Annotated in this window: 19 protein-coding genes; 13 read left to right on the top strand and 6 right to left on the bottom strand. The window is 60.0% G+C overall.

From position 1 onward, the window contains the following. The 11 genes from sctJ to HK22_RS00885 all read left to right on the top strand — a co-directional run bounded on the left by sctJ (position 1) and on the right by HK22_RS00885 (position 9,170). Entirely contained in the window at positions 1 to 759 is a 759-nt protein-coding gene (gene sctJ, locus HK22_RS00935) for a type III secretion system inner membrane ring lipoprotein SctJ (protein ID WP_062029792.1), read from the top strand. After that, positions 756 to 1,391: a hypothetical protein gene (locus HK22_RS00930; protein WP_143412355.1), complete on the top strand. Its 636-nt coding sequence runs from the start codon at positions 756 to 758 to the stop codon at positions 1,389 to 1,391. The genes sctJ and HK22_RS00930 overlap by 4 nt, the downstream gene beginning before the upstream one ends. After that, the gene (locus tag HK22_RS00925) at positions 1,384 to 1,983 is read left to right on the top strand and encodes a hypothetical protein (protein WP_062029796.1); all 600 of its coding nucleotides are present in this window, start codon (positions 1,384 to 1,386) and stop codon (positions 1,981 to 1,983) included. Before HK22_RS00930 ends, HK22_RS00925 begins: the two co-directional genes overlap by 8 nt. Beyond that, the gene (locus HK22_RS00920) at positions 1,976 to 3,694 is read left to right on the top strand and encodes a FliI/YscN family ATPase (protein ID WP_233142309.1); all 1,719 of its coding nucleotides are present in this window, start codon (positions 1,976 to 1,978) and stop codon (positions 3,692 to 3,694) included. The genes HK22_RS00925 and HK22_RS00920 overlap by 8 nt, the downstream gene beginning before the upstream one ends. Further along, the gene (locus HK22_RS00915; protein ID WP_143412354.1) at positions 3,670 to 4,221 is read left to right on the top strand and encodes a hypothetical protein; all 552 of its coding nucleotides are present in this window, start codon (positions 3,670 to 3,672) and stop codon (positions 4,219 to 4,221) included. The genes HK22_RS00920 and HK22_RS00915 overlap by 25 nt, the downstream gene beginning before the upstream one ends. After that, positions 4,218 to 5,288 (top strand): FliM/FliN family flagellar motor switch protein, encoded by a 1,071-nt coding sequence (locus HK22_RS00910; protein ID WP_086648015.1) that lies wholly within the window; start codon positions 4,218 to 4,220, stop codon positions 5,286 to 5,288. The genes HK22_RS00915 and HK22_RS00910 overlap by 4 nt, the downstream gene beginning before the upstream one ends. Continuing rightward, positions 5,285 to 5,935 carry a type III secretion system export apparatus subunit SctR gene (sctR, locus tag HK22_RS00905; RefSeq protein WP_086648014.1) on the top strand — a complete coding sequence of 217 codons (651 nt, stop codon included), beginning with the start codon at positions 5,285 to 5,287 and terminating at the stop codon, positions 5,933 to 5,935. The genes HK22_RS00910 and sctR overlap by 4 nt, the downstream gene beginning before the upstream one ends. A 38-nt stretch (positions 5,936 to 5,973) precedes the next feature. Then, positions 5,974 to 6,246, top strand: a complete 273-nt coding sequence (locus tag HK22_RS00900; RefSeq protein WP_062029805.1) for an EscS/YscS/HrcS family type III secretion system export apparatus protein — start codon at positions 5,974 to 5,976, stop codon at positions 6,244 to 6,246. A 3-nt stretch (positions 6,247 to 6,249) separates the two neighbouring features. Then, entirely contained in the window at positions 6,250 to 7,056 is an 807-nt protein-coding gene (sctT, locus tag HK22_RS00895) for a type III secretion system export apparatus subunit SctT (RefSeq protein ID WP_086648013.1), read from the top strand. Further along, the gene (locus tag HK22_RS00890; RefSeq protein WP_086648012.1) at positions 7,053 to 8,093 is read left to right on the top strand and encodes an EscU/YscU/HrcU family type III secretion system export apparatus switch protein; all 1,041 of its coding nucleotides are present in this window, start codon (positions 7,053 to 7,055) and stop codon (positions 8,091 to 8,093) included. The genes sctT and HK22_RS00890 overlap by 4 nt, the downstream gene beginning before the upstream one ends. A 117-nt stretch (positions 8,094 to 8,210) precedes the next feature. Then, a complete protein-coding gene (locus HK22_RS00885) occupies positions 8,211 to 9,170 on the top strand; it encodes a hypothetical protein (protein WP_086648011.1) in 960 nt (319 codons plus the stop codon). A gap of 112 nt (positions 9,171 to 9,282) precedes the next feature. Here HK22_RS00885 and HK22_RS00880 read toward each other — a convergent pair whose 3' ends face one another. Together HK22_RS00880 and HK22_RS00875 are read right to left on the bottom strand one after the other, a co-directional pair. Next, positions 9,283 to 10,524 (bottom strand): hypothetical protein, encoded by a 1,242-nt coding sequence (locus tag HK22_RS00880; RefSeq protein WP_086648010.1) that lies wholly within the window; start codon positions 10,522 to 10,524, stop codon positions 9,283 to 9,285. Between the two features lie 203 nt (positions 10,525 to 10,727). After that, positions 10,728 to 11,627, bottom strand: coding sequence for a LysR family transcriptional regulator (locus HK22_RS00875; RefSeq protein ID WP_086648009.1), 900 nt, complete (start codon positions 11,625 to 11,627; stop codon positions 10,728 to 10,730). 148 nt (positions 11,628 to 11,775) lie between these two features. Between HK22_RS00875 and HK22_RS00870 the strand changes: the two genes are divergently transcribed. Both HK22_RS00870 and HK22_RS00865 read left to right on the top strand, forming a co-directional pair. Then, complete coding sequence (locus tag HK22_RS00870; RefSeq protein ID WP_086648008.1) at positions 11,776 to 12,603, top strand: oxidoreductase; 828 nt, start codon at positions 11,776 to 11,778, stop codon at positions 12,601 to 12,603. Between the two features lie 42 nt (positions 12,604 to 12,645). Further along, positions 12,646 to 13,638, top strand: coding sequence for an aldo/keto reductase (locus HK22_RS00865; protein WP_086648007.1), 993 nt, complete (start codon positions 12,646 to 12,648; stop codon positions 13,636 to 13,638). A 110-nt stretch (positions 13,639 to 13,748) separates the two neighbouring features. Here HK22_RS00865 and HK22_RS00860 read toward each other — a convergent pair whose 3' ends face one another. From HK22_RS00860 to HK22_RS00845, 4 genes are all read right to left on the bottom strand, one after another. After that, positions 13,749 to 15,977 (bottom strand): TonB-dependent receptor, encoded by a 2,229-nt coding sequence (locus HK22_RS00860; RefSeq protein WP_233142307.1) that lies wholly within the window; start codon positions 15,975 to 15,977, stop codon positions 13,749 to 13,751. 263 nt (positions 15,978 to 16,240) lie between these two features. Next, the gene (locus tag HK22_RS00855; RefSeq protein WP_086648006.1) at positions 16,241 to 17,038 is read right to left on the bottom strand and encodes an alpha/beta fold hydrolase; all 798 of its coding nucleotides are present in this window, start codon (positions 17,036 to 17,038) and stop codon (positions 16,241 to 16,243) included. Between the two features lie 28 nt (positions 17,039 to 17,066). Next, positions 17,067 to 17,702 carry an N-carbamoylsarcosine amidohydrolase gene (locus HK22_RS00850; RefSeq protein ID WP_086648005.1) on the bottom strand — a complete coding sequence of 212 codons (636 nt, stop codon included), beginning with the start codon at positions 17,700 to 17,702 and terminating at the stop codon, positions 17,067 to 17,069. Continuing rightward, entirely contained in the window at positions 17,702 to 18,739 is a 1,038-nt protein-coding gene (locus HK22_RS00845) for a 2,5-dihydroxypyridine 5,6-dioxygenase (RefSeq protein WP_086648004.1), read from the bottom strand. The genes HK22_RS00850 and HK22_RS00845 overlap by 1 nt, the downstream gene beginning before the upstream one ends. Positions 18,740 to 18,870: the final 131 nt, after the last annotated feature.

Genomic DNA, 18,870 nt, shown 5'->3' with positions numbered 1-18,870 from the left:
ATGTTCCGTATCCGGCGTCTGTTTCTCACCCTTCCCGCCCTGCTCCTTCTCCTCTCCCTCACTGCGTGTCAGACCGTGCTCTACACCGAGCTTTCGGAACGTGATGCGATGGAGATGATCGCCATCCTTCTGCAGCACGGGATTTCCGCCACCCGTCTGATCGCCAAGGACGGCAGTTCCACTGTGGAAGTGTCGGAACGGCATGTGGCGGATGCCGTCTCCATCCTGCGCAGCAGTCATTATCCCCGCAACGGATATGACAGCATGGACAAGATCTTCCAGCAGCAGGGCATGATCAGCACCCCAACGGCCGAGCGCGCCAAGCTGTATTACGGCATCAGTCAGGAGCTTGGGCACACGCTCAATGACATTGATGGCGTGATTGATGCGCGTGTTCATATTGCGCCTGCCGCGAGCGATCCGGTGACGGGTGTGGACAAACCGGCGACGGCATCGGTTGTCATCCGGTACGATTCCGGAACGGCTGTATCGGGGCTGCTGCCCAAGATCAAGCTGATGGTCGCCAATGCCGTTCAGGATCTGGCCTATGACCGGGTGTCCGTCATTCTTCTGCCGGTCGCGGTTCCCCATCTTGCGCCGGTTCAGACGGAATGGATGAGTCCGCTCGGCTGGACCGGATGGTTTTTCGCTTTCGCCTTCCCTGCCGGATATGGCGCCAGCCTCCTGTGGCGACGCTTTCGCAGGAAAGCGGTTCCGACCACGACGGAACTGGCCATCGTGCCGCGTGAGGCTGCGTGAGTACACCACACGGCACGGGCGCGTCTTCTGGGCCAGACTGCAGTCAGATGCTGGCGAGTATTCATCCGTCCCATCTGCAACTGCGCCTGCCGATGCTGCAACGTGATACGGTCCGGAAACTCCAGACCTGTTCAAGGCTTTCGAACCGCCTGATTGAGATGCTGGACTGTCAGGACCTGCCGCCGGCTCATCCGCCCCAGGACGCGCTGGAAGCCCTGGCGCTTCAACCTGATGCCGTCCTGCAGAAGGCGGGACGACGTATGGGGGCTGTCGTTCACTGGCGCAGTCTGTCCAAACAGGTGGACCGGCAGGCGATTACGGTCCTTGATGCCACGTTGGGCGAAGACGTCAGGCTGTTTGGTATCCGTAACGGGGCTCACTGGGCGCAGGCCGGTCTGTCAATCCCGTCCGCAGGAACACCGACCGACCCCGACACGGACCTTCCCGGCCTCGCAAGAGCCGTCACCGACTGCGGCTGGTCCTGCCTGATCCGCTGGTGCGACAGTCTGGCCGGCGATTACGGGCGCTTCGCCACGCTGAAACTGCCCGCAAGGACCCTTCTGCCCGCGGCATCCGGCACGTACGACGCGATCATCCTGAAGGTCGCGGAAGGGATTGCCACGCATGTCTGAGCGGATGTTTTCGCGGATGCGACCCTCCACGACGGTCTTGCGCCCTGAGGAAATGAGCGCCTGGTGCGACGCGTCCCTGGCCTATGACACCGCCATCCGAAACGCCACGATGCTGCTCTGCGCCACGCGGAACGCCTATGATGCGGAATGTCGGCGTGGCTATCAGACCGGGCATGACAAAGCCTCCGCAGAAATGGCGCGTCGTCTTCTCGTGACCGATGAGGCAGTCGCAAAAGTGCTCCGGGATCTGGAAACGAGCCTCCCGGCCATTGTGACGGATGTCGTGACGGATCTGTTCGGGCGGCTTGATATCGGGAGCGCTCTTCCAGCCGCCATCAGGCATACGCTGGGGAAAATCCGGCATGGCACGCTCGCCACGCTGCGGGTGGCGTCCGACTGCGCCGACATCCTGCGCCCGGTCGTGGAAGACCTGACGGTCCATAATCCCGGCCTGCGTCTTGAGATCGACCCGATGCTATCGCCCGGACGGTGTGTGCTGGAGAGCGAACTGGGCGTGGCGGAACTGGGCGTGGACGCCCAGCTTGCCGTGCTACGGGAGCATCTCAGCGCACAGTGGATGCAGCATGACTGACATCCCGCTCATGCCGTCCTCCCAGGCTCCGGACGACACGGTTTCCGCGGACGGTCTCATGGATGTCGCGCGTCCGGCTGTGTCTCTCGCCAGTGCGCTGGAAGCGGATTTCGTCCGCCTGCATATGTTTCAGCGGACGGACAACACGCAACCCGAGCAGGACCTGCCCCCCGAAGACGCGGAACAGGCCCTTTCCCGTCCCGGTCCCGACACACAAGACGCCCGGACCGATCAGTCCGGAGCGTCTCTCATCAAACGCGATACGGTTTCTGAAAACCCGGCCCCGAAAGACATGTCCCGTCTTTCCGGCGCGCCCGTGACGCAGGACCGGCAGGCTGAGCCTCTGCCCCGGATGCAGGTGAGCCGCGATCCGTCGCAGACAGCCGATCATGTCATCGCGCGGATGAAAACCCTTCTGCCCATGCTGCGCTCACGGGCGGCGGGGATCGACACACATCCGATGCAGGGACGCGTCGTGAGCGCCACCGGAACCATCATCCGTGCCATTCTGCCCAATGTGTCCGTGGGCGATCTGTGCCGTTTGCAGAACCGCGATCGGGACTGGTCCCTGGATGCCGAGGTGGTGGGACTGGACGGAAACGAAGTCCTCATGACGCCGATGGGCGGTCTCGAAGGGGTTTCGGCGGACACGGAAGTCGTCACAACCGGAGGGCGACGCAGCTTCCCGGTCGGCGAACGGCTGCTGGGCCGGGTGCTCGATGCACTCGGCACGCCGATTGATGGTCTGGGACCATTGCCAGCCGGACCATCACGCTCCGTCCAGGCTGCACCGCCCCCCGCGATGGAACGTCAGCCGATCGCCCGGCCGCTGCCCGTCGGGCTGCGTGCTCTGGACGGGTTGCTGACCTGTGGCGAAGGACAGCGGCTCGGGGTGTATGGCGAGGCCGGGGCGGGCAAATCCACGCTGATGTCCGCCATCGTCAAGGGCAGTTCCGCCGATGTCGCAGTCGTGGCGCTGGTGGGCGAACGTGGCCGCGAAGTGCGCGAGTTCGTCGAGCATAATCTGGGGGCGGACGGGCTGAAAAATGCTGTCCTGATCGTCGCGACCTCCGACCGGCCCGCTGCCGAGCGCGTCGTCTGTGCACAGGCTGCCACGACAGTTGCGGAATATTTCCGCGACCAGGGGCTTAAGGTTCTGCTCTTCGTGGACAATGTCACCCGATATGCCCGCGCCCTGCGCGAGATCGGGCTGGCTGCCGGGGAACCGCCCACGCGCCGCGGCTTTCCCCCTTCGGTTTTCGCAGCCCTGCCCCAGCTCATGGAGCGCGCGGGCATGGGCGTAAGGGGGTCGATCACAGCGTTTTATACCGTGCTGGTCGAGGACGGGATGGATGATCCGATTGCTGAAGAAACACGCGGCATTCTGGACGGCCATGTCATTCTGTCGCGCGCACTGGCGGCGGCGGGGCACTATCCGGCGATTGACGTCCTGACCAGCCGGTCGCGCGTGATGTCTCTCGTGACCGATCCCCGGCATCAGGCGGCGGCCACGAAAATCCGGAGCCTGTGGGCGAAATATCAGGAGGTCGAATTTCTGTTACAGGTCGGCGAATACAAGCCCGGCGGTGACGCACTGGCGGATGAGGCGATTGCCAAAATCGGCGCGCTGCGGGGTTTCCTACGTCAGGGCAACGACGAGCGGACGTCCTTTGCGGAGATGCTGGAATGGCTGAACCGTCTTTGCACCTGAGCCCGCAGGCAGCGAAACAGCTTGTGACGCTGCGCCAGCGCCGTGCCGCAGAGGCGCGGCAGCTTCTGTCGGCGGCAACGTCGCAGGCCGATCAGCGTCTGGCGCGTCTCAACCACGCCAGCCAGATCCTGTCCGACCATCAAACACATCAGCTTCGGGTTCAGACGGAGATCGTCGCACGCGCACAGAATGCGCCGGTCAGCGCCGTGCTCCTGCGTCGGGATCATGATCATATCGAAGAGCTCGCCCGTCACGAAAAGCGCCTGAAAGACGGGATCGCCCAGGCCGAACGGGACGTCGAAAAAGCCCGGCAGCTCGCCGCCGCCACACGTCGCCTCCTGATGCAGTACGAACAGCGCGAAAAACAGGCGCGCGACCTGCTGGACCGCGTTCTGACCGAACGACGCACGGCGCAGGAGCAGCGCGAGGAGCAGGACATTGCAGAGATCGCCATGATGCGCCAGAGCAACGCGCGACTCACACGCCTGCGCCAGCGCGGCACGACATCGCGGTTCAGCGTTCCATGACGCTGTCTCTGCCGCGCGCGATACATCGCCTTACACCGAGGCCGCTGGGCTATGACGCTGCGACGGCAGGTCTGCTCGGGCGGCACGACTTCGTCCTGCCCGTGGGCGAAGAGCGACTTTCGGTGCGCTTTACGCCGCCGGTCGTCGTCACAGGACAGCGGGCCTCAGGGCAGTGGAGTGCGATCAGTTTTCGGATCGGTGACAGGGAGGGGCAATGTGTTCTCCCTCACGAGATCCTTCAAAGGCTGGTTTCGCTGGCGGAGCCGAAGCCTCGCGCCCCGATGGAAGCGCTGGCGGCCCTGCTGCTGCTTGAGATGTTGCTGGATCAGGGCCTGACTGCACTGGAAGCTGCGACAGGCGCGCCGATCCGGTTTACGCGGATCGAACCCGCGCAGCAGGCCCTGCCCCACATGCCCGCGCTTGGCGAGATCGGGTTTGAGGCCCGTTTTGGAAATTCGGACAGTTTCTGCGGCCTCGTGCGCCTGCCTTTGGCGCTGATACCTGTGCTGCATCGTCTGGCACCGCCGCTTGTACGCCGGTTTCCCGATCCGCCGGTGATGCTGTCGCTGAGGGTTGGCAGCGTTCTGGTCTCGCCCGCAGAACTCATGGCGCTCGGCCCCGGTTTCGGACTGGTCCTGGGGACGGCGGCACAGGTCCGGCACGTCATCGTTGCGGGCGAGGTGCTGGGCGCAGTGGTCCGCCATGACGGCAGCAGGATTGTCTTTGAGGGCGGGTTTGTGCCTCTCGCCCGGATTTGGCCAGCAGATTGGAACAGCATGACTGAAACACACCCCTCCTCCGCGAGCAGCCCGCGCCCGGCCATCCCGGTCGAGGCCGAAGCCTCCGCCATCGAACAGCTTCAGATCCCCCTGACTTTTGAACTGGCGCGGATGCCGGTCTCGCTGGCCGAACTGAGGACGATCGGAGAAGGACATGTGATTGATATTGGCGCGCTCACCGAGCGTTCCGTGTCGATCATGGCCAATGGCCGCCGCATTGGCGAGGGCGAACTCGTGGATCTCGGGTCCTCCGTCGCCATTCGGGTGACGCGGATCATCACCGCATGATCGGCTCGACCAATCTCGTCACGGCCCTTGTCCTGACCCTTGGGTTCGGCGTCCTGATCCTCGCGGTCATCACCACCACATCGTTCGTAAAAATCTCGGTCGTCCTGTTCCTGCTGCGCACCGCGCTCGGCATCCAACAGTCTCCGCCGAATATCGTGCTCTATGCGATCTCGCTGATCCTCACGCTTTTCATTTCCGCGCCTCTTGGTCACGACATCTACAAGGCGGCCATGGAGAGCGACCAGAAATACGAGACGCTGACGGATTATGTGGATGCCTATGAACGCGTGCAGACCCCCGTCGCCCAGCATCTGCTCCGCTTCACACAGGCTCCCGAGCGCAATTTCTTCATGAACGCCACCCAGCGCCTGTGGCCCGAGGACATGCGCGACAGCCTGACGCCGGAATCGCTCCCGATCCTTCTCCCCTCCTTCCTGACGGGAGAGCTCAAACGCGCGTTTGAAATCGGCTTCCTGATCTATCTGCCGTTCATTACCATTGACCTCGTCGTCACCACGATTCTGATCGCGATGGGCCTGTCCCAAGTGCAGCCCAACACGATTTCGGTTCCGCTCAAGCTGCTTCTGTTCGTTCTGGCCAGCGGCTGGACACGCCTGCTGCACGGGCTGGTGATGAGCTATGCATAGGCCCTCGAGGCGCACACATCTGCGGGAGAACACTGCCTGTGGATGATGCGGCCCTTACGCAGGAACTCTCTTCCGCGCTTTTCCTGTTCGCCTCGATCGCGGGACCGCCGCTGGCGATTGCGCTGGTGGTCGGGCTTCTGATCGGGCTTCTGCAGGCCGTAACGCAGCTTCAGGACCAGACGATGCCGCTGACCTTCAAGGTCGTCGCAGTCTGCGCGACGCTGGTGCTTATGGCCTCGACACTCTTTCCGCCCCTGCTGGCCTTTACCGAACACGTTCTGACCGATTTTCCGGCCATGACGCGCTTCTGAGCCGTGCCTGCCACTGACGCCCTTGTTGTCCTGCAACAGATGATGCCCTGGCTGAGCTCCATCGCACTGGCGATGAGCCGCCCTGCGGGGGCGGCCATCGTGTTGCCGGTCTTTACACGCATGCAACTTGGCGGCCCCATCACGGGGGCCATTGCTTTCGCGCTGGGTATTCCGGCAACCCCCATGATCCATGCCGGATTGCTCACCGAACCACGATCCCTGATGGCGCTTGGTATGCTCGGGGCCAAGGAAATGGTGATCGGCGTCATCATCGGTTTGCTCATCGGTCTGCCGATCTGGGGCGTGCAATGCGCGGGCGAACTGCTCGACACCCAGCGCAGCGCAACGCAGGGTCAGGCCGAAGATCCGGGAAGCGGCAATCAGGAGTCCACAACCGCCGGTTTTTTTGCCCTTGCCGTCACGACGCTGTTTGTCCTGTCAGGGGGGCTCAATCTTCTGGCCGATACGCTGCTGTCGTCCGAAACGCTCTGGCCTCCGCTCGCTCTGGCGCTGGCGCCGCAGCCGGGGTACGGCATGGTCCTGCTGGGTCTGCTTGACCGGCTGGAAACCGTGAGTCTTTCAATCGGCGCTCCCGTCATGCTGGCGATGCTGCTGTGTGAGGCGAGCGTCATTCTGCTGATGCGCGCCATCCCGAAACTGCATCTTTATGATCTTGCCCCGAACCTGCGCAATCTGGTCTTCATCCTGATGATGTTCGGCTACTGCGCCTGGCTCGTGTCGTACATGAAGCATGATCTTGTCGCCTCGCGGGATGTTCTTGGCACCATGCGCCAGTTGCTGAAGCCATGAGCGGTAGCAGCGAGGAAAAATCACTCCCGGCCTCTGCCAAGAAACTCGCGGATGAACGTCGCAAAGGCCATATCGCCAAGGCTCCGGATTTTCAGTCCGGAGTGGTGACCATCATCCTGATCGGCTGGCTTCTGCTGCGGCGAAACGCGATTGCCGTTCATCTGCAAACGATGATGGATGCGGTCGGAAACTCTCTTGCGATGGATTTCAGATCCGGGGTCGCAAGCGTGGGTCAGGCCCTTAGAACCATCTGCCTCGAAGATGCCCTGACCCCTCTCGCTCTGGCCGTCGTCACGGGCATTCTCGTCAGGCTGCTGACCAATGGCGGGTTTGTTTTCGCACTCGACCCTGTGATGCCGAAATTCGAGAAGATCAATCCGGTTTCGGGGTTCGCAAACCTCTTCAAGGCCCGGACTTTCGTGGATCTGGGGATGTCACTGATGAAGGTCCTGTTTTTCGGCGGCGCACTGGCACTTATCATTCATGGTGCGATCGGCGGTCTCGTCCGTGTGCCCGAGGCCGGGATTGCCGAACTGCCCCGCATCCTTTCAGCGCTGCTGATGCCGATTTTCGGTGCCGCCTGTGTTTTCTACATGGTTGCCGGCGTGATCGACCTGCTGATCCAGCGGCAGATGTTCCTCAAGGAAATGCGGATGACGCCCACCGAGGCGAAGAACGAACGCAAGGAAAGCCAGGGCAATCCGCTCATCAAGCGCCAGCAGCGACGCCTCCAGAGCCAGGCCCGTCGCAATACCGCACCGCTTGGCCCGAAGCAGGCCAGCGTCATGATCTGCGGAGACGGGATTTGCATCGGTCTGCGCTACAAACCGCCCCAGACACCTCTTCCGCGTATTGTCTGTCGGGCGCATGGAGAACAGGCCGGGATCTATCGCACAATCGCTCAGGAGAGCCGCATTCCTGTCGTCTGGGATTACGAACTTGCGCGAAACCTTGCGGAGAAATTCAAGCCCGGCACAACGATCACGCCTGAATTCTTCCAGCCTGTTGCGCGTATCCTTCAGAATCTTCCGTCGTGACGTCATCTGGACGCAAATCAGGCTGACGTCAGCTTCCCATCGTAAACAGACCGTGCAGAAAAACGCGGCCATGAATCCGTTTGCCATGCCCGCTTTCAGCCGCACGATGAGGACGACATGAGCACTTCAATCACGCCCGACACCCAGAGCCTGATCCAGGAACTGATGGCCGCAATGCAGTCCGGAAGCCTCTCTTCCGGGACTGGAAGCGCGACCGGCGCAGGCCAGAGCAGCGGGACCCAGAATTCGCAGGAAGAGGCCAAACTTGCGGAAGTCTTTCAGGAACTCATGGCCCTGCTGAAGCAGGGAAACCAGGAAACTTCGACAAACCCCGGCTCCGATACGGCAAGCCCGGCCATTTCTCCGGTTGCCTCTCCGGCGGCTGGATCTTCGGCCTCTGCGACACCCGCCACAGGATCCACGTCGTCCGCAACTCCGGCTTCGAGTGGCACGTCCAGCCCCGCAGCCACAGCCGTGACGTCCGGCACCTCGGGCGTCAGTGCGGGAGACGGTCCCAACACGACCACCATCACAAACACCAGCAATCACGACGAGAAGATCGGCCAGTTTCTCAACGGTGGGTCCACGACCCAGCCCACAGCCGAGATCGACCTCAAACCCGGCCAGACCGGCACGCTGAAATACGAGAATGGCCAGGGCGGCTATGACGCCGAAGCAGACTCGTCCGGCAATTTCCAGTCCACCGCCAGCCGCCTCGAATTCTATGCGGATGCCAAGGGCGTCAATAACGACGATGTCAGCTACATCGACGGACGCAACGCCTCCATCAAGGTTTCCGACGGCAACGGCAAAACCGCAGGCGATAGCCAGAGCATTGCCAGCGACGCCCCCTCCAATGCGGTCACGAAAGACGCAGCTGGCCGTGCGACCGTGACCGGATGGTATGACGGCTCAACGCAGGACATGAAAGACGGTGGCGCTTATATGGAGTCAAAGCTGGGCACCGGGAACGCCTATATCCACCCGGATGATGATCGCAACGCGACCAGCTCCAATCCGATGACCATGGCACAGGATACAAGCCAGCATTACACGGCAGACTTCGGAGACGCCTGATCCGGCATCAGACAAAACAGCCATGAGCCGGGGCAATATCGCCCCGGTTCATGGCTTCTGCTTTCAGAACATCAAACCGGAACGCCACCGGGGTGGCGTAAGCCGGCACCTCTCAGGCTTCGCCTGTATTTTTGTGCTGCTGCACAATCGGGTCGCCCTGCCCCATGGTGTAAAGATTATAGCCATAATCCGCTGTATCCAGGCCGGTCAGAAGCCCGTTGCCGACTTTCCCGGCAGCACTCTTGAGAATGTCGCCAATGGAGGAAGCACCCTTTTCCGCACTTTCCGCAACACCTTCGGCCGTGCGGGCCGCTGCTTCCGCTCCATCCACTTCGGGCGCGATTTCGGGAACAAAGAGCAGCGCGGCATCGCTGGCGACGCCTTCAAACATTCCGCCAAGATCTTTCAGACCCTGACTTTTGTTTCCCTTGGCGAACTGGTCGATCATACCGACACCGTCCGTCAGCGGAGAGACGACAGAAGACAGGAAATGACCAACCCCCGTCTCGAATTTGTCCCATCCTTTGGCGCCCTTCGTGCTGCCACGATCAATTGTGCCTTCTCCGAATTCCGCCTCGAAATCCGCGGCGTCCTTCTTTGAGACCTTGCCTGCCCCCATCTGTCCGATCTGGCTTCCGAGCGCTGCTGCGTCAGCATCGGAAAACGCCCCCCCGGAGCTGACGGCTTCCTCGCCCGCAACTTCCAGATCCTGCGCCATGGCATTGCCATTCTTCTTGCTGGCATCGGTGGAAAACTGCTGGGCCAGAGAAGGATCTGTCTGCTCCAGGTCAGACATGGCCTGCTGTGTCGCGATCGACAAAGCACCACTTCCCGCCTGAAGAACCGTTTCCTTCCCCGGTCCATCAGACGTCGTGGATTTGATGCCCTTTACGATCTGGGCAATCGGGGACGTATCTTCAAGAAATTTGAGGATCGCATGACCGGCACGGGTCTGGCCGCCCTTGATATAGCTTCCCCCTAGAACCTCTTTCGCCTCGGCCCGCTCCTTCTTGTTGATCCGTCCGCCGCCGTTGTTGTTTGCAAGTGACTGGGCACCGGAAATCGCCGCAATCGCCTGACTTTTGGTCAGGTCGCCGTTCTTGTAGGCCTGAAGCTCGTCCTCGACGAGGCTGTTGCCGTTTCCGGACTCTCCCGCAGTCATGATTTTGGAAAACAGGGCCGGATCGCTCTGCTGAAGCGTATCCATTCCCTGTTCCAGATTCTCGTTATAGGCCGCGTTCTTGTCCGATTTTTTTCCCGTCTTGGTACTGTCCGTGCCAGCCTGCTCCAGTTCAGTACCAGCAACCTGCCCTCCGGATGCCGTGCCTCCCGCCGCAATAGTCCCAGTCAGCATATCCACACTCCATCAAGACAGAGAAAAATCATTCTGTCCCGGACGCTAAAAGCAGATGCTGACGTCAACCTGTCTGTACGGAACGATAGCTGGAGAAGTGCATCAAAATCCTCCGCTACATCCCCCCTTTCCGGCGCTGGTATTTCCAGAATGATGCGCGGCTATCCTGGCAAAGAGGGAAGAGAGCCTGGCTCCGGTCATACTCAATCCTGTTTGCCACGATAGCGAAGCCTGTCGATCAGAAGGGACAGGGCCGGCGTATGCTTCCGGCTGGGATAATACAGATGATAGCCGGAAAACATTGGGCACCATTCTTCCAGCACGCGTGTCAGCCTCTTGGCCTTGATATGTGATGCCACAGCATCTTCGGGGAGATAGGCTATTCCCAAACCATCAAGGGCAGACTGCACCCGAAGCGCCAGAGTGTTGAACACCAGCTGTCCTTCAACGCGTACATTCACTTCCTGCCCGTCTTTTTCCAGATCCCACGGGAAAATGCCTTCATACGTGGGCAGCCGAACATTGATGCAGTTATGCTCCATCAGATCATGAGGGGACTGCGGCAATGAACGGTTTTTGAAATATTTCGGAGACCCAACAACAGCCATTCGCATATCAGGACCGATCCGGACCGCCACCATATCCTTTGCGACCTGTCTGCCCATCCGGACACCTGCATCATATCCCTGAGCCACGATATCCGTCAGGCCGTAATCAACAACCAGTTCGACACTGACATCCGGATGATCCGGCAAGAAGCGCTTCAAAGCCGGCTGAAGGATGGAAAGAGCAGGATGTTCTCCGGCCGTGATTCGCACCTTACCGGCAGGTTTATCCCGCAAAGCACTTAAATCGGCCAGTTGCGCCTCTATTTCTCTGAATCTTGGCCCAATCGTTTGAAACAGGCGCTCACCCGCCTCGGTCGGCGCAACGCTGCGGGTGGTACGCGTGAGCAGGCGCAATCCAAGCCGCTCTTCAAGACCCCGGATAGTCTGACTGAGCGCTGACTGGGACACCCCCATTTTAGCGGCTGCCCGGGTGAAGCTCCGCTCCTGCGCCACGGCGGCAAAGGCTGCCAGGTCATTGAAGTTCTCATGCGGCATTGATTAGCTCTTCTAATAACTACATCCGCTTTATAGCGCCTAATCGCCAGTCACAAGATCAGATAGCTTCTATCTTATCTTTTGTAAGGCATGCCCCTTCAGCACCTGAATGATCCGTAGTGACAGTCTTCGCGGATGGAGGAATAAAATGACCACATGGCTTATCACCGGATGCTCCAGCGGGTTGGGGAAAGATCTGGCACAGGCCGTGCTCAGACGCGGCCATAATGCCGTCATTACCGCCCGTAACTCCGACAGTCTGAAAGATCTTGTCGAAACCTACCCCGGCAAAGCCCTGGCCCAGACACTCGATGTGACGAACACGGATCAGATTGCGAAGGCCGTACAGAGCGCTGAAACGCCATTCGGCGGGATCGACATACTGGTGAACAACGCAGGTTATGGTTACCGCGCCGCCATAGAGGAAGGTGAGGAAGTCGATGTCGCGGCCCTGTTCGCCACCAATGTCTTCGGGCCGGTTTCTGTCATGAAAGCTGTCCTTCCCGGCATGCGTCAGCGCCGCGCCGGAACAATCGTAAACGTCTCTTCTGTCGCGCCCCGCATCGCGAGCCCGGGATCAGGCTACTACTCGGCCAGCAAACTGGCGCTCGAAGGAATTTCGGCCACACTCCGCAAGGAGGTTGCTCCTCTGGGCATCAGGGTCATGGTCGTACAGCCAGGGGCGTTCCGTACGGATTTTGCGGGTCGTTCCCTTCATGGCTCGAAAACAGTTATCGCAGATTACGATTCAACAGTCGGCCTTCGACGCAAGACAGCCGATAAAACCAGCGGCAAAGAAACAGGCGATCCCATCAAAGCTGCTCAGGTTCTGATTGATGTCATCAGCGGGGATAAACTGCCGGATAGTCTTCTCCTTGGCAGTGACGCCGTGAGATGGGCCACGGATGCCATCAAGGCCGACCTTCAGGAAATTGAAGAGTGGAAAGCCGTCAGTACAAGCACGGATTGCTCCTGACCTCTCCCCAGATTCGTAACCATGAAATCAGGATAAATGACAATGAGACACCGGACATTAGGAAAAGACCTCACAGTCTCCGCACTTGGCCTGGGCTGCATGGGAATGACCGGCGTTTATGGGGAAGCAGCGGATCGTTCCGCCATGATCAAACTGATCCACGATGCTTTTGATCGCGGCGTGACGTTTTTTGATACTGCCGAAGCCTACGGGCCGTTCACCAATGAAGAACTGGTCGGCGAAGCGCTTGAACCGATCCGCGACAAGGTCGTGATCGCCACCAAATTCGGTTTTAATATCAACCAGCAAACCGGCGAACGCTCCGGCGGTGTCAACAGTCGGCCGGAGCATATCCGCGCGGTGGCTGAAGCGGCACTCAAACGCCTGAAAACCGACCGGATTGATCTGTTCTATCAGCACCGCGTTGATCCCGATGTCCCGATGGAAGACGTTGCGGGCACAATCAAGGAGCTTGTCTGGGAAGGAAAAATCAAACATTTCGGACTGTCCGAAGCCAGCGTACAGACGATCCGCCGTGCCCATGCCGTTCATCCCGTGACAGCGGTGCAAAGCGAATATTCCCTGTTCTGGCGCGAGCCGGAGAAAGAGCTTCTCCCGGCCCTTGAGGAACTTGGGATCGGTTTTGTGCCTTTCAGCCCGCTGGGGGCAGGCTTTCTGACCGGTCAGATCACGATGGACACAAAGTTTCCAGCAGGAGACTTCCGCAACGTCGTTCCGCGCTTTTCACCGGAAGCCCGCAAAGCCAATCTGGCTCTCGTGGATGTCGTGAAAGATGTTGCAAGCCGTAAAGAGACAACGCCGGCACAGGTCGCACTTGCCTGGCTGCTGGCGCAAAAGCCATGGATTGCGCCAATACCCGGCACGACCAAACTCTCACGCCTTGAAGAAAATCTCGACGCGGTCGATCTTGTTCTTACACCTGCGGACCTTCAGGAGATTGATGATGCAACCGCGCAGATCATCGTGCAGGGCGACAGACTACCTGAGGCCGTCCTGAAAATGACAGGTCTATGATAGACGCTTTGCGAATGAGGCTTCGGGTCAGTCAAGACCCGGAGCCTCAGGGTGTCAGGCGACGAAGTTGTCGCAGGTGATCAGCTACGATCGGGAAGCAGGCCCTGTTTTCAGAAATCCGCGCGCACGCTTCCGAAGAACATCCGGGGGGCTCCGATCTGCATGGACTGGTCCGTCAGCGCGCCTGTCGCAATATCCGCCGGATTGCCGTTCTGGCCCATCGTGGAAATATAGCGTTTGTTCGTCAGGTTGGAGCCGTTGAACGCGACTGTCAGGTTCTTGATGGCGCCCAGGTAGCGGTTGTACTTCTTCATGTTCCCGAAACTGTACTGCACACCGACATTCGTCAGCCAGTAGCCGGGGCTTTTGACGTCTCCCGTATAGCTGTAATTGCGTGTGCCGGTGTAACTTCCGTCGGCATAGGCCGTCATGCCCCGCCACTCGTATGACACCCGGCCTTTGTACATGAAGCGCGGATAATTCACGACCTGCTGGCCCTTGGTCGCATAGACAGTAGAGCCGCTGACAAGGTTCTGATCGTAGACACCATGGTTGTAGCTGATGGAATTGGTCAGCGCGAAGCCGCGAAATGGCGTCAGGGTCAGCCCCGCATCCACGCCGTTCATCGTCACGCCCCCCACATTGGACACGGCGGAGATCGGGTTGACGACCGGCCCTTCCGTAATCTGCTGCAGACGGTTGTTATAGTTGGTCCGATACGCATAGACCGTCGCGGCAACCAGCCTGCCCGTGTAGCGATAGCCGATTGCATAGGTCCAGGCCGTTTCGGGGCGGATTGAGGACTTCGTATCGTCATAGGCCGTCTGGGAGACGGCAAAAGGCGAGTTCGACAGTTTGTAGCCGGATTCCGCGTAAGTCCGGGCGTTTTCCGAAATATCGAAATACAGCTCGTGATCCTTCAGGAAATGCCAGTCCGCACTGATATGCGGCAGGAAGGGCTTGGCCACTGTCAGACTTTCGCCACTCGTGATCCGGGCTCCTGCGCCGTAATACTCCTGGTTCAGATACCCGTCCCCGACATTGGTCGTGCTCAGCAGGGACTTGAAGCCGAAATGCAGCGCCAGATTTGGCAGAACATTATACGTATCCTGCACGAAGGCCGTGAACGTGTTGGTATTATAATTCTGGTTGAAAATCTGTGCGAACGGATCACGCCACTGGGTCAGGGGGTCATGCACCGCACCCTGAACAACCCCGTTCACCACCGCCGGCTGTGCATAGGCGTTCATCGGCGACATGTAGCTGTTGTTTTCGTACCAGACACCCGCGCCAAGATGATTGCGCGCAACATCATAATGCAAAGCCGAGACAATGCCGAAACGCCGGATTTCCGGTTCTTTCATCAACTCGCTGACGGGCGATCCTGTCGGCGATGGGAAATACGGCGTTGCCCAGGACGTCTGGTTGCGTTCACCATGCCCGTAAGCCGTTGTATTCCAGGTCAGACGATCCGTCAGGCGCAGATCGGCCTTGATCCCGCCAAACGTATCGACCGTATTCGTGCTGCCATCATAATAGGCTGCATCCGCCGGATCATCGAGCGTTCCGACCTTGCCGGGATAGATCCCGTTCGCCGCATTCACTGCCGCGATATAGCCGGAATTGCTGCCATTCTCGTAGCTCGACAGACCATAGCCCACCCGCTTGATGATCTGTGGAGAGATGTCCGGATAGGTATTCTGGTGCAGGTCGCTCCAGTCAAAGAATGCCGAAATCGAGCTGTCATGGCCGATCGGCTGCACCAGCTTGGCGTTCACCTGCTGCATGAACTGCTCGCCATAGCCCTTCCACATCCCGCTATCGTTGCGCATGTAGGACGTATAGAACTTCGTACCACTGGAATTGAGCTTGCCGCTCTCGAAACGCAGGAACGTGTGATAGGTACTGTAGCTGCCGAAACCCGCCGCAGCCGTTCCGCCCATTTTGTCCGACGGCGTCATCGAAACATAGCTCAGGCCGCCACCCAGATTGTTGCTCGCCGCCATACTTTCCGCACCGGCGGACTGCGATACGTCAATGCGCGCCACGTTTTCCGACGAGATCGCCATGATCGGGTTCAAGCCGTTATAGTTCCGGTACGTCATCTCCCCGAGCGGCATCCCGTCCAGCGTCATGCCGATTTCCTGCTGCTGGAAACCATGCATGAAGATCTGCGCACTCCAGGTGTCGAGCCCCTGTGCATCGCCCGACTGGAACGTGATGCCCGGAAGCTGCGCGATCACCTTCATCGGATTGGTTCCGGCAGGCGCCTCCGACAGCATCTTCTGACTGACCGTCTCGACACTCCCCCGAGGCGGATGACGCGCCACAACTGCCATATTTTCCGCAGTTTTACTTACATACGGCCCTGAATGCCGATGCGGCGGAGTCCGTATACGAGACGTGGTTTTATGTGCAGCAGGAACCATCTTGTGCATCAGGGACGAATGTCTGCTGGCTGCCATGGCGGATGAAGAAAAGGCGGCCGACAGCATCGTCGTCACCGAGAGTGCAAGAGACAGGGAGCCGGGTCGTTTACACATATACAGTCTACCTCATCTGGCGTCCGTCCTGTAGCGGGACGGGAATTCGATCCTGAAAGTCAGTAGCGGCCGTGAAGCGCTTCGAAGAAACCATCGAAGTTGTCCCAGGGAATCATATGACCCGCATCCGGAACGGTGGCGATGGCAATCGCAGGATTGAGCTGAAGGATTTCTTCAACATCCTCCTGCTGGATCACCCCACCCCGCGTTGCCACGACAAGAGTTGCGGGGGTTTTGAGATGGGGCAGATCCTGATGAATGTCTTCCGTATGGAACTTCTCAAACGTGATCCGGGTCGCCAGCTCATCGCAGGTATGGAGCCACTGCGCCCGCAGAGTGCACTGCTCATCCGTCCATGTCGGGCAGAAACGCTTCATGTCCGCCCCGCTCATACCTCTGCGCGCCAGACGGATTGATTCCGTGTACCAGTCGAGCTTGGCGGGATAAGCACGGCGGCCCGGCCCACTGACGGGCGGGTCGATCAGCGCCAGATGCGCCAGTCCCGCGTCATTTTGACGGGCCGTACGGATTGCGATCCGCGCTCCCATGGAATGCCCCATCAGAACCACGTCTTTCAGGCCCAGCGCATCAATGAACCCGCGGACATCCGCCGCATAGGTGTCGAGGTCATAATCCAGATCCCGCCCCGTCGAAGACAGGCCACGCCCGCGCACATCCAGCACATAAACATCATGCGTCGCGGCCAGACGCTCCGCGACGAACCCCCAGGTGATGGCCGGGCTTGTAATGCCGGGCACCAGTACCAGCGGCGTGCCCTTGCCGCCGTAACGCAGATAATGCTGCCGGATGCCGTTGGCATGGACATTCGCACCATAAAGCAGACGTGTTTGCGTCATGAAGTGATCCTTCTGAAAAATCGTGAAGTCAGGCGTTGGGAAGGCGGGACAGCAGGGCGTCGAGGTCCATGACGTCCCCGCATTTCTGAGCCATGTCGAACAGATTGGCCTCGTGCGGCCCGATGGCGCGATCCCCCACACAATCGGAGACGATCACCGGACGGAACCCGTACTGCATCGCATCCAGCACGCTTGCCCGCACACAACCGGACGTTACGCATCCGGCGACAACAACGGTCTGCACACCGTGCGTCACCAGCCAGGAAGCCAGTGGCGTGCCCGCGAATGCCGACGGCACCGTCTTGCGGACCACATATTCGCCCGGCTCCGGCGCCAGTTCGTCCACGATCGCAGACGCGGGGTTACTTTCCGTCAGCCCCAGCATCGTCGGCACCTTCAGCGAAAAGATATTCGCATCCGCGCCATCATCCGCGAACACGATCCGCGTATGCGCCACTTTCCAGCCCAGACGCCGCGCCGTCGCCAGCAGCGTTTTCGTCCGCTCGATCGCTTCGGGAATATTGCCGCCGCCAAAGGCTTCCGGATCGGCAAACCCGTTGACGAAATCGACAATCAGAAGCGCAATGCGCCCCGTCATGCCCATTTCGTTTCCGAAACCTTGCTTCTTGTAGCGATCCTCGTCGCGGTTATCCTGCGTGCTCATCATGCGTTCTCCACAAGCCTGCCGTCTTTCACGACCGACACATCATCAAGCGCGACCGTGCAGCCCCGCATCGGAATATCGATATGGCACGCCGTATCTCGCGTGCCGCCCGCTTCATTGTTCGGCCCCGTGGACCACAGGAAGTTCCCCGAACAGGCGCGCGGGTCCATGCCGATGCTGGCCTCGCGGTCATAAAACCCCATGACCGACCAGTGCGCCCGATCCTGCATTCCCCAGCCGATATGCGACACCGCATAGACTTCCGGATCGTTGAAACTTTCCATGTAGTCCCGCAGATGGTCGGCCTCGTAACCGCCCTCGATTGCCCGGACGAAGCCTTTTTCAAGGTGGCAGGTGATGGGCGCCGTCACATAGGATTTCTGCGGCAGGAGAATGTCTCCTGGCGCCAGAACGATCTTTCCTTCCGCCGAGCCTTCATTGGACCATGTCGCCAGAAAGCCGCTCGGCCAGTGGTCCCAGCGGCCTGGTGCGTCCACGAAACCATATTCTTCCAGCATCGGATAATCGCCCAGCGCGAAGGACGCATCCGTCCCCGCCGCCGAGGTCACGCGCATCACTTTCGCCGCCTGAAGCTTTTTCGAAGCCGCCAGCACACGCTCCCGGTCTTCCATCGTCGGCGTCATCCGCACCAGAACCTCGGGCGGCTCCACGGCCAGCAGGATGCGGCCACCTGCTGCAAGTATTTCATGCTGCTCAGCCGAGAACAGCAGCGTCATCAGATCCAGAACCAGATCGCTGGCCTTGAGCATTTCGACCGCCGCCCGGTTGTTCGTCAGCGGCGTCGTCCCGACAAACGCCAGTGGATCACGCGAGAAGGACAGCGCCCCGTTCGTCGGCTGAAGATCCAGCCGGTTCGCAATCGCCCCTTTTTCCCGGACGGCCAGAACCGCGCAGCGGAGGGTCTGTTCATTGCTGCCCAGCGATGTCAGCAGCGTCACGGTCTGCCCCGCTTCCAGACGGCACAGCGTCAGCACCTGTCGCCAGGCCTGGACCAGTTCAAAATCACTTACGGGCATGAAGGTGGCTCCTTGGATTCCGATCCCGTCCTCAGGATCTGATTGAGGCCGATGGCGGCGATCGTGGCGGTTGCAATGCCGCCCAGCGTCACACCGCCGATTGTGAAAGTGAGGTCTCCCGCCCCGGCCAC

The sequence above is a fragment of the Gluconobacter sp. DsW_056 genome, assembly GCF_002153595.1.
Classification (GTDB): Bacteria; Pseudomonadota; Alphaproteobacteria; order Acetobacterales; family Acetobacteraceae; genus Gluconobacter; species Gluconobacter albidus.
The sequence above is the reverse complement of the archived record's forward strand: the minus strand, read 5'-3'. Positions and strand labels throughout refer to the sequence as shown.

Bases quoted from the DNA above. Each gene is read 5' to 3' on its own strand.
- HK22_RS00870 (WP_086648008.1), top strand. From the start codon at position 11,776: ATGACCACATGGCTTATCACCGGATGCTCCAGCGGGTTGGGGAAAGAT.
- HK22_RS00875 (WP_086648009.1), bottom strand. From the start codon at position 11,627: ATGCCGCATGAGAACTTCAATGACCTGGCAGCCTTTGCCGCCGTGGCG.
- HK22_RS00860 (WP_233142307.1), bottom strand. From the start codon at position 15,977: ATGGCAGTTGTGGCGCGTCATCCGCCTCGGGGGAGTGTCGAGACGGTC.
- HK22_RS00915 (WP_143412354.1), top strand. From the start codon at position 3,670: ATGGCTGAACCGTCTTTGCACCTGAGCCCGCAGGCAGCGAAACAGCTT.
- HK22_RS00890 (WP_086648012.1), top strand. From the start codon at position 7,053: ATGAGCGGTAGCAGCGAGGAAAAATCACTCCCGGCCTCTGCCAAGAAA.
- HK22_RS00885 (WP_086648011.1), top strand. From the start codon at position 8,211: ATGAGCACTTCAATCACGCCCGACACCCAGAGCCTGATCCAGGAACTG.
- HK22_RS00925 (WP_062029796.1), top strand. From the start codon at position 1,384: ATGTCTGAGCGGATGTTTTCGCGGATGCGACCCTCCACGACGGTCTTG.
- HK22_RS00845 (WP_086648004.1), bottom strand. From the start codon at position 18,739: ATGCCCGTAAGTGATTTTGAACTGGTCCAGGCCTGGCGACAGGTGCTG.
- HK22_RS00880 (WP_086648010.1), bottom strand. From the start codon at position 10,524: ATGCTGACTGGGACTATTGCGGCGGGAGGCACGGCATCCGGAGGGCAG.
- HK22_RS00920 (WP_233142309.1), top strand. From the start codon at position 1,976: ATGACTGACATCCCGCTCATGCCGTCCTCCCAGGCTCCGGACGACACG.
- sctR (WP_086648014.1), top strand. From the start codon at position 5,285: ATGATCGGCTCGACCAATCTCGTCACGGCCCTTGTCCTGACCCTTGGG.
- HK22_RS00850 (WP_086648005.1), bottom strand. From the start codon at position 17,702: ATGAGCACGCAGGATAACCGCGACGAGGATCGCTACAAGAAGCAAGGT.
- HK22_RS00910 (WP_086648015.1), top strand. From the start codon at position 4,218: ATGACGCTGTCTCTGCCGCGCGCGATACATCGCCTTACACCGAGGCCG.
- sctJ (WP_062029792.1), top strand. From the start codon at position 1: ATGTTCCGTATCCGGCGTCTGTTTCTCACCCTTCCCGCCCTGCTCCTT.
- HK22_RS00865 (WP_086648007.1), top strand. From the start codon at position 12,646: ATGAGACACCGGACATTAGGAAAAGACCTCACAGTCTCCGCACTTGGC.
- HK22_RS00855 (WP_086648006.1), bottom strand. From the start codon at position 17,038: ATGACGCAAACACGTCTGCTTTATGGTGCGAATGTCCATGCCAACGGC.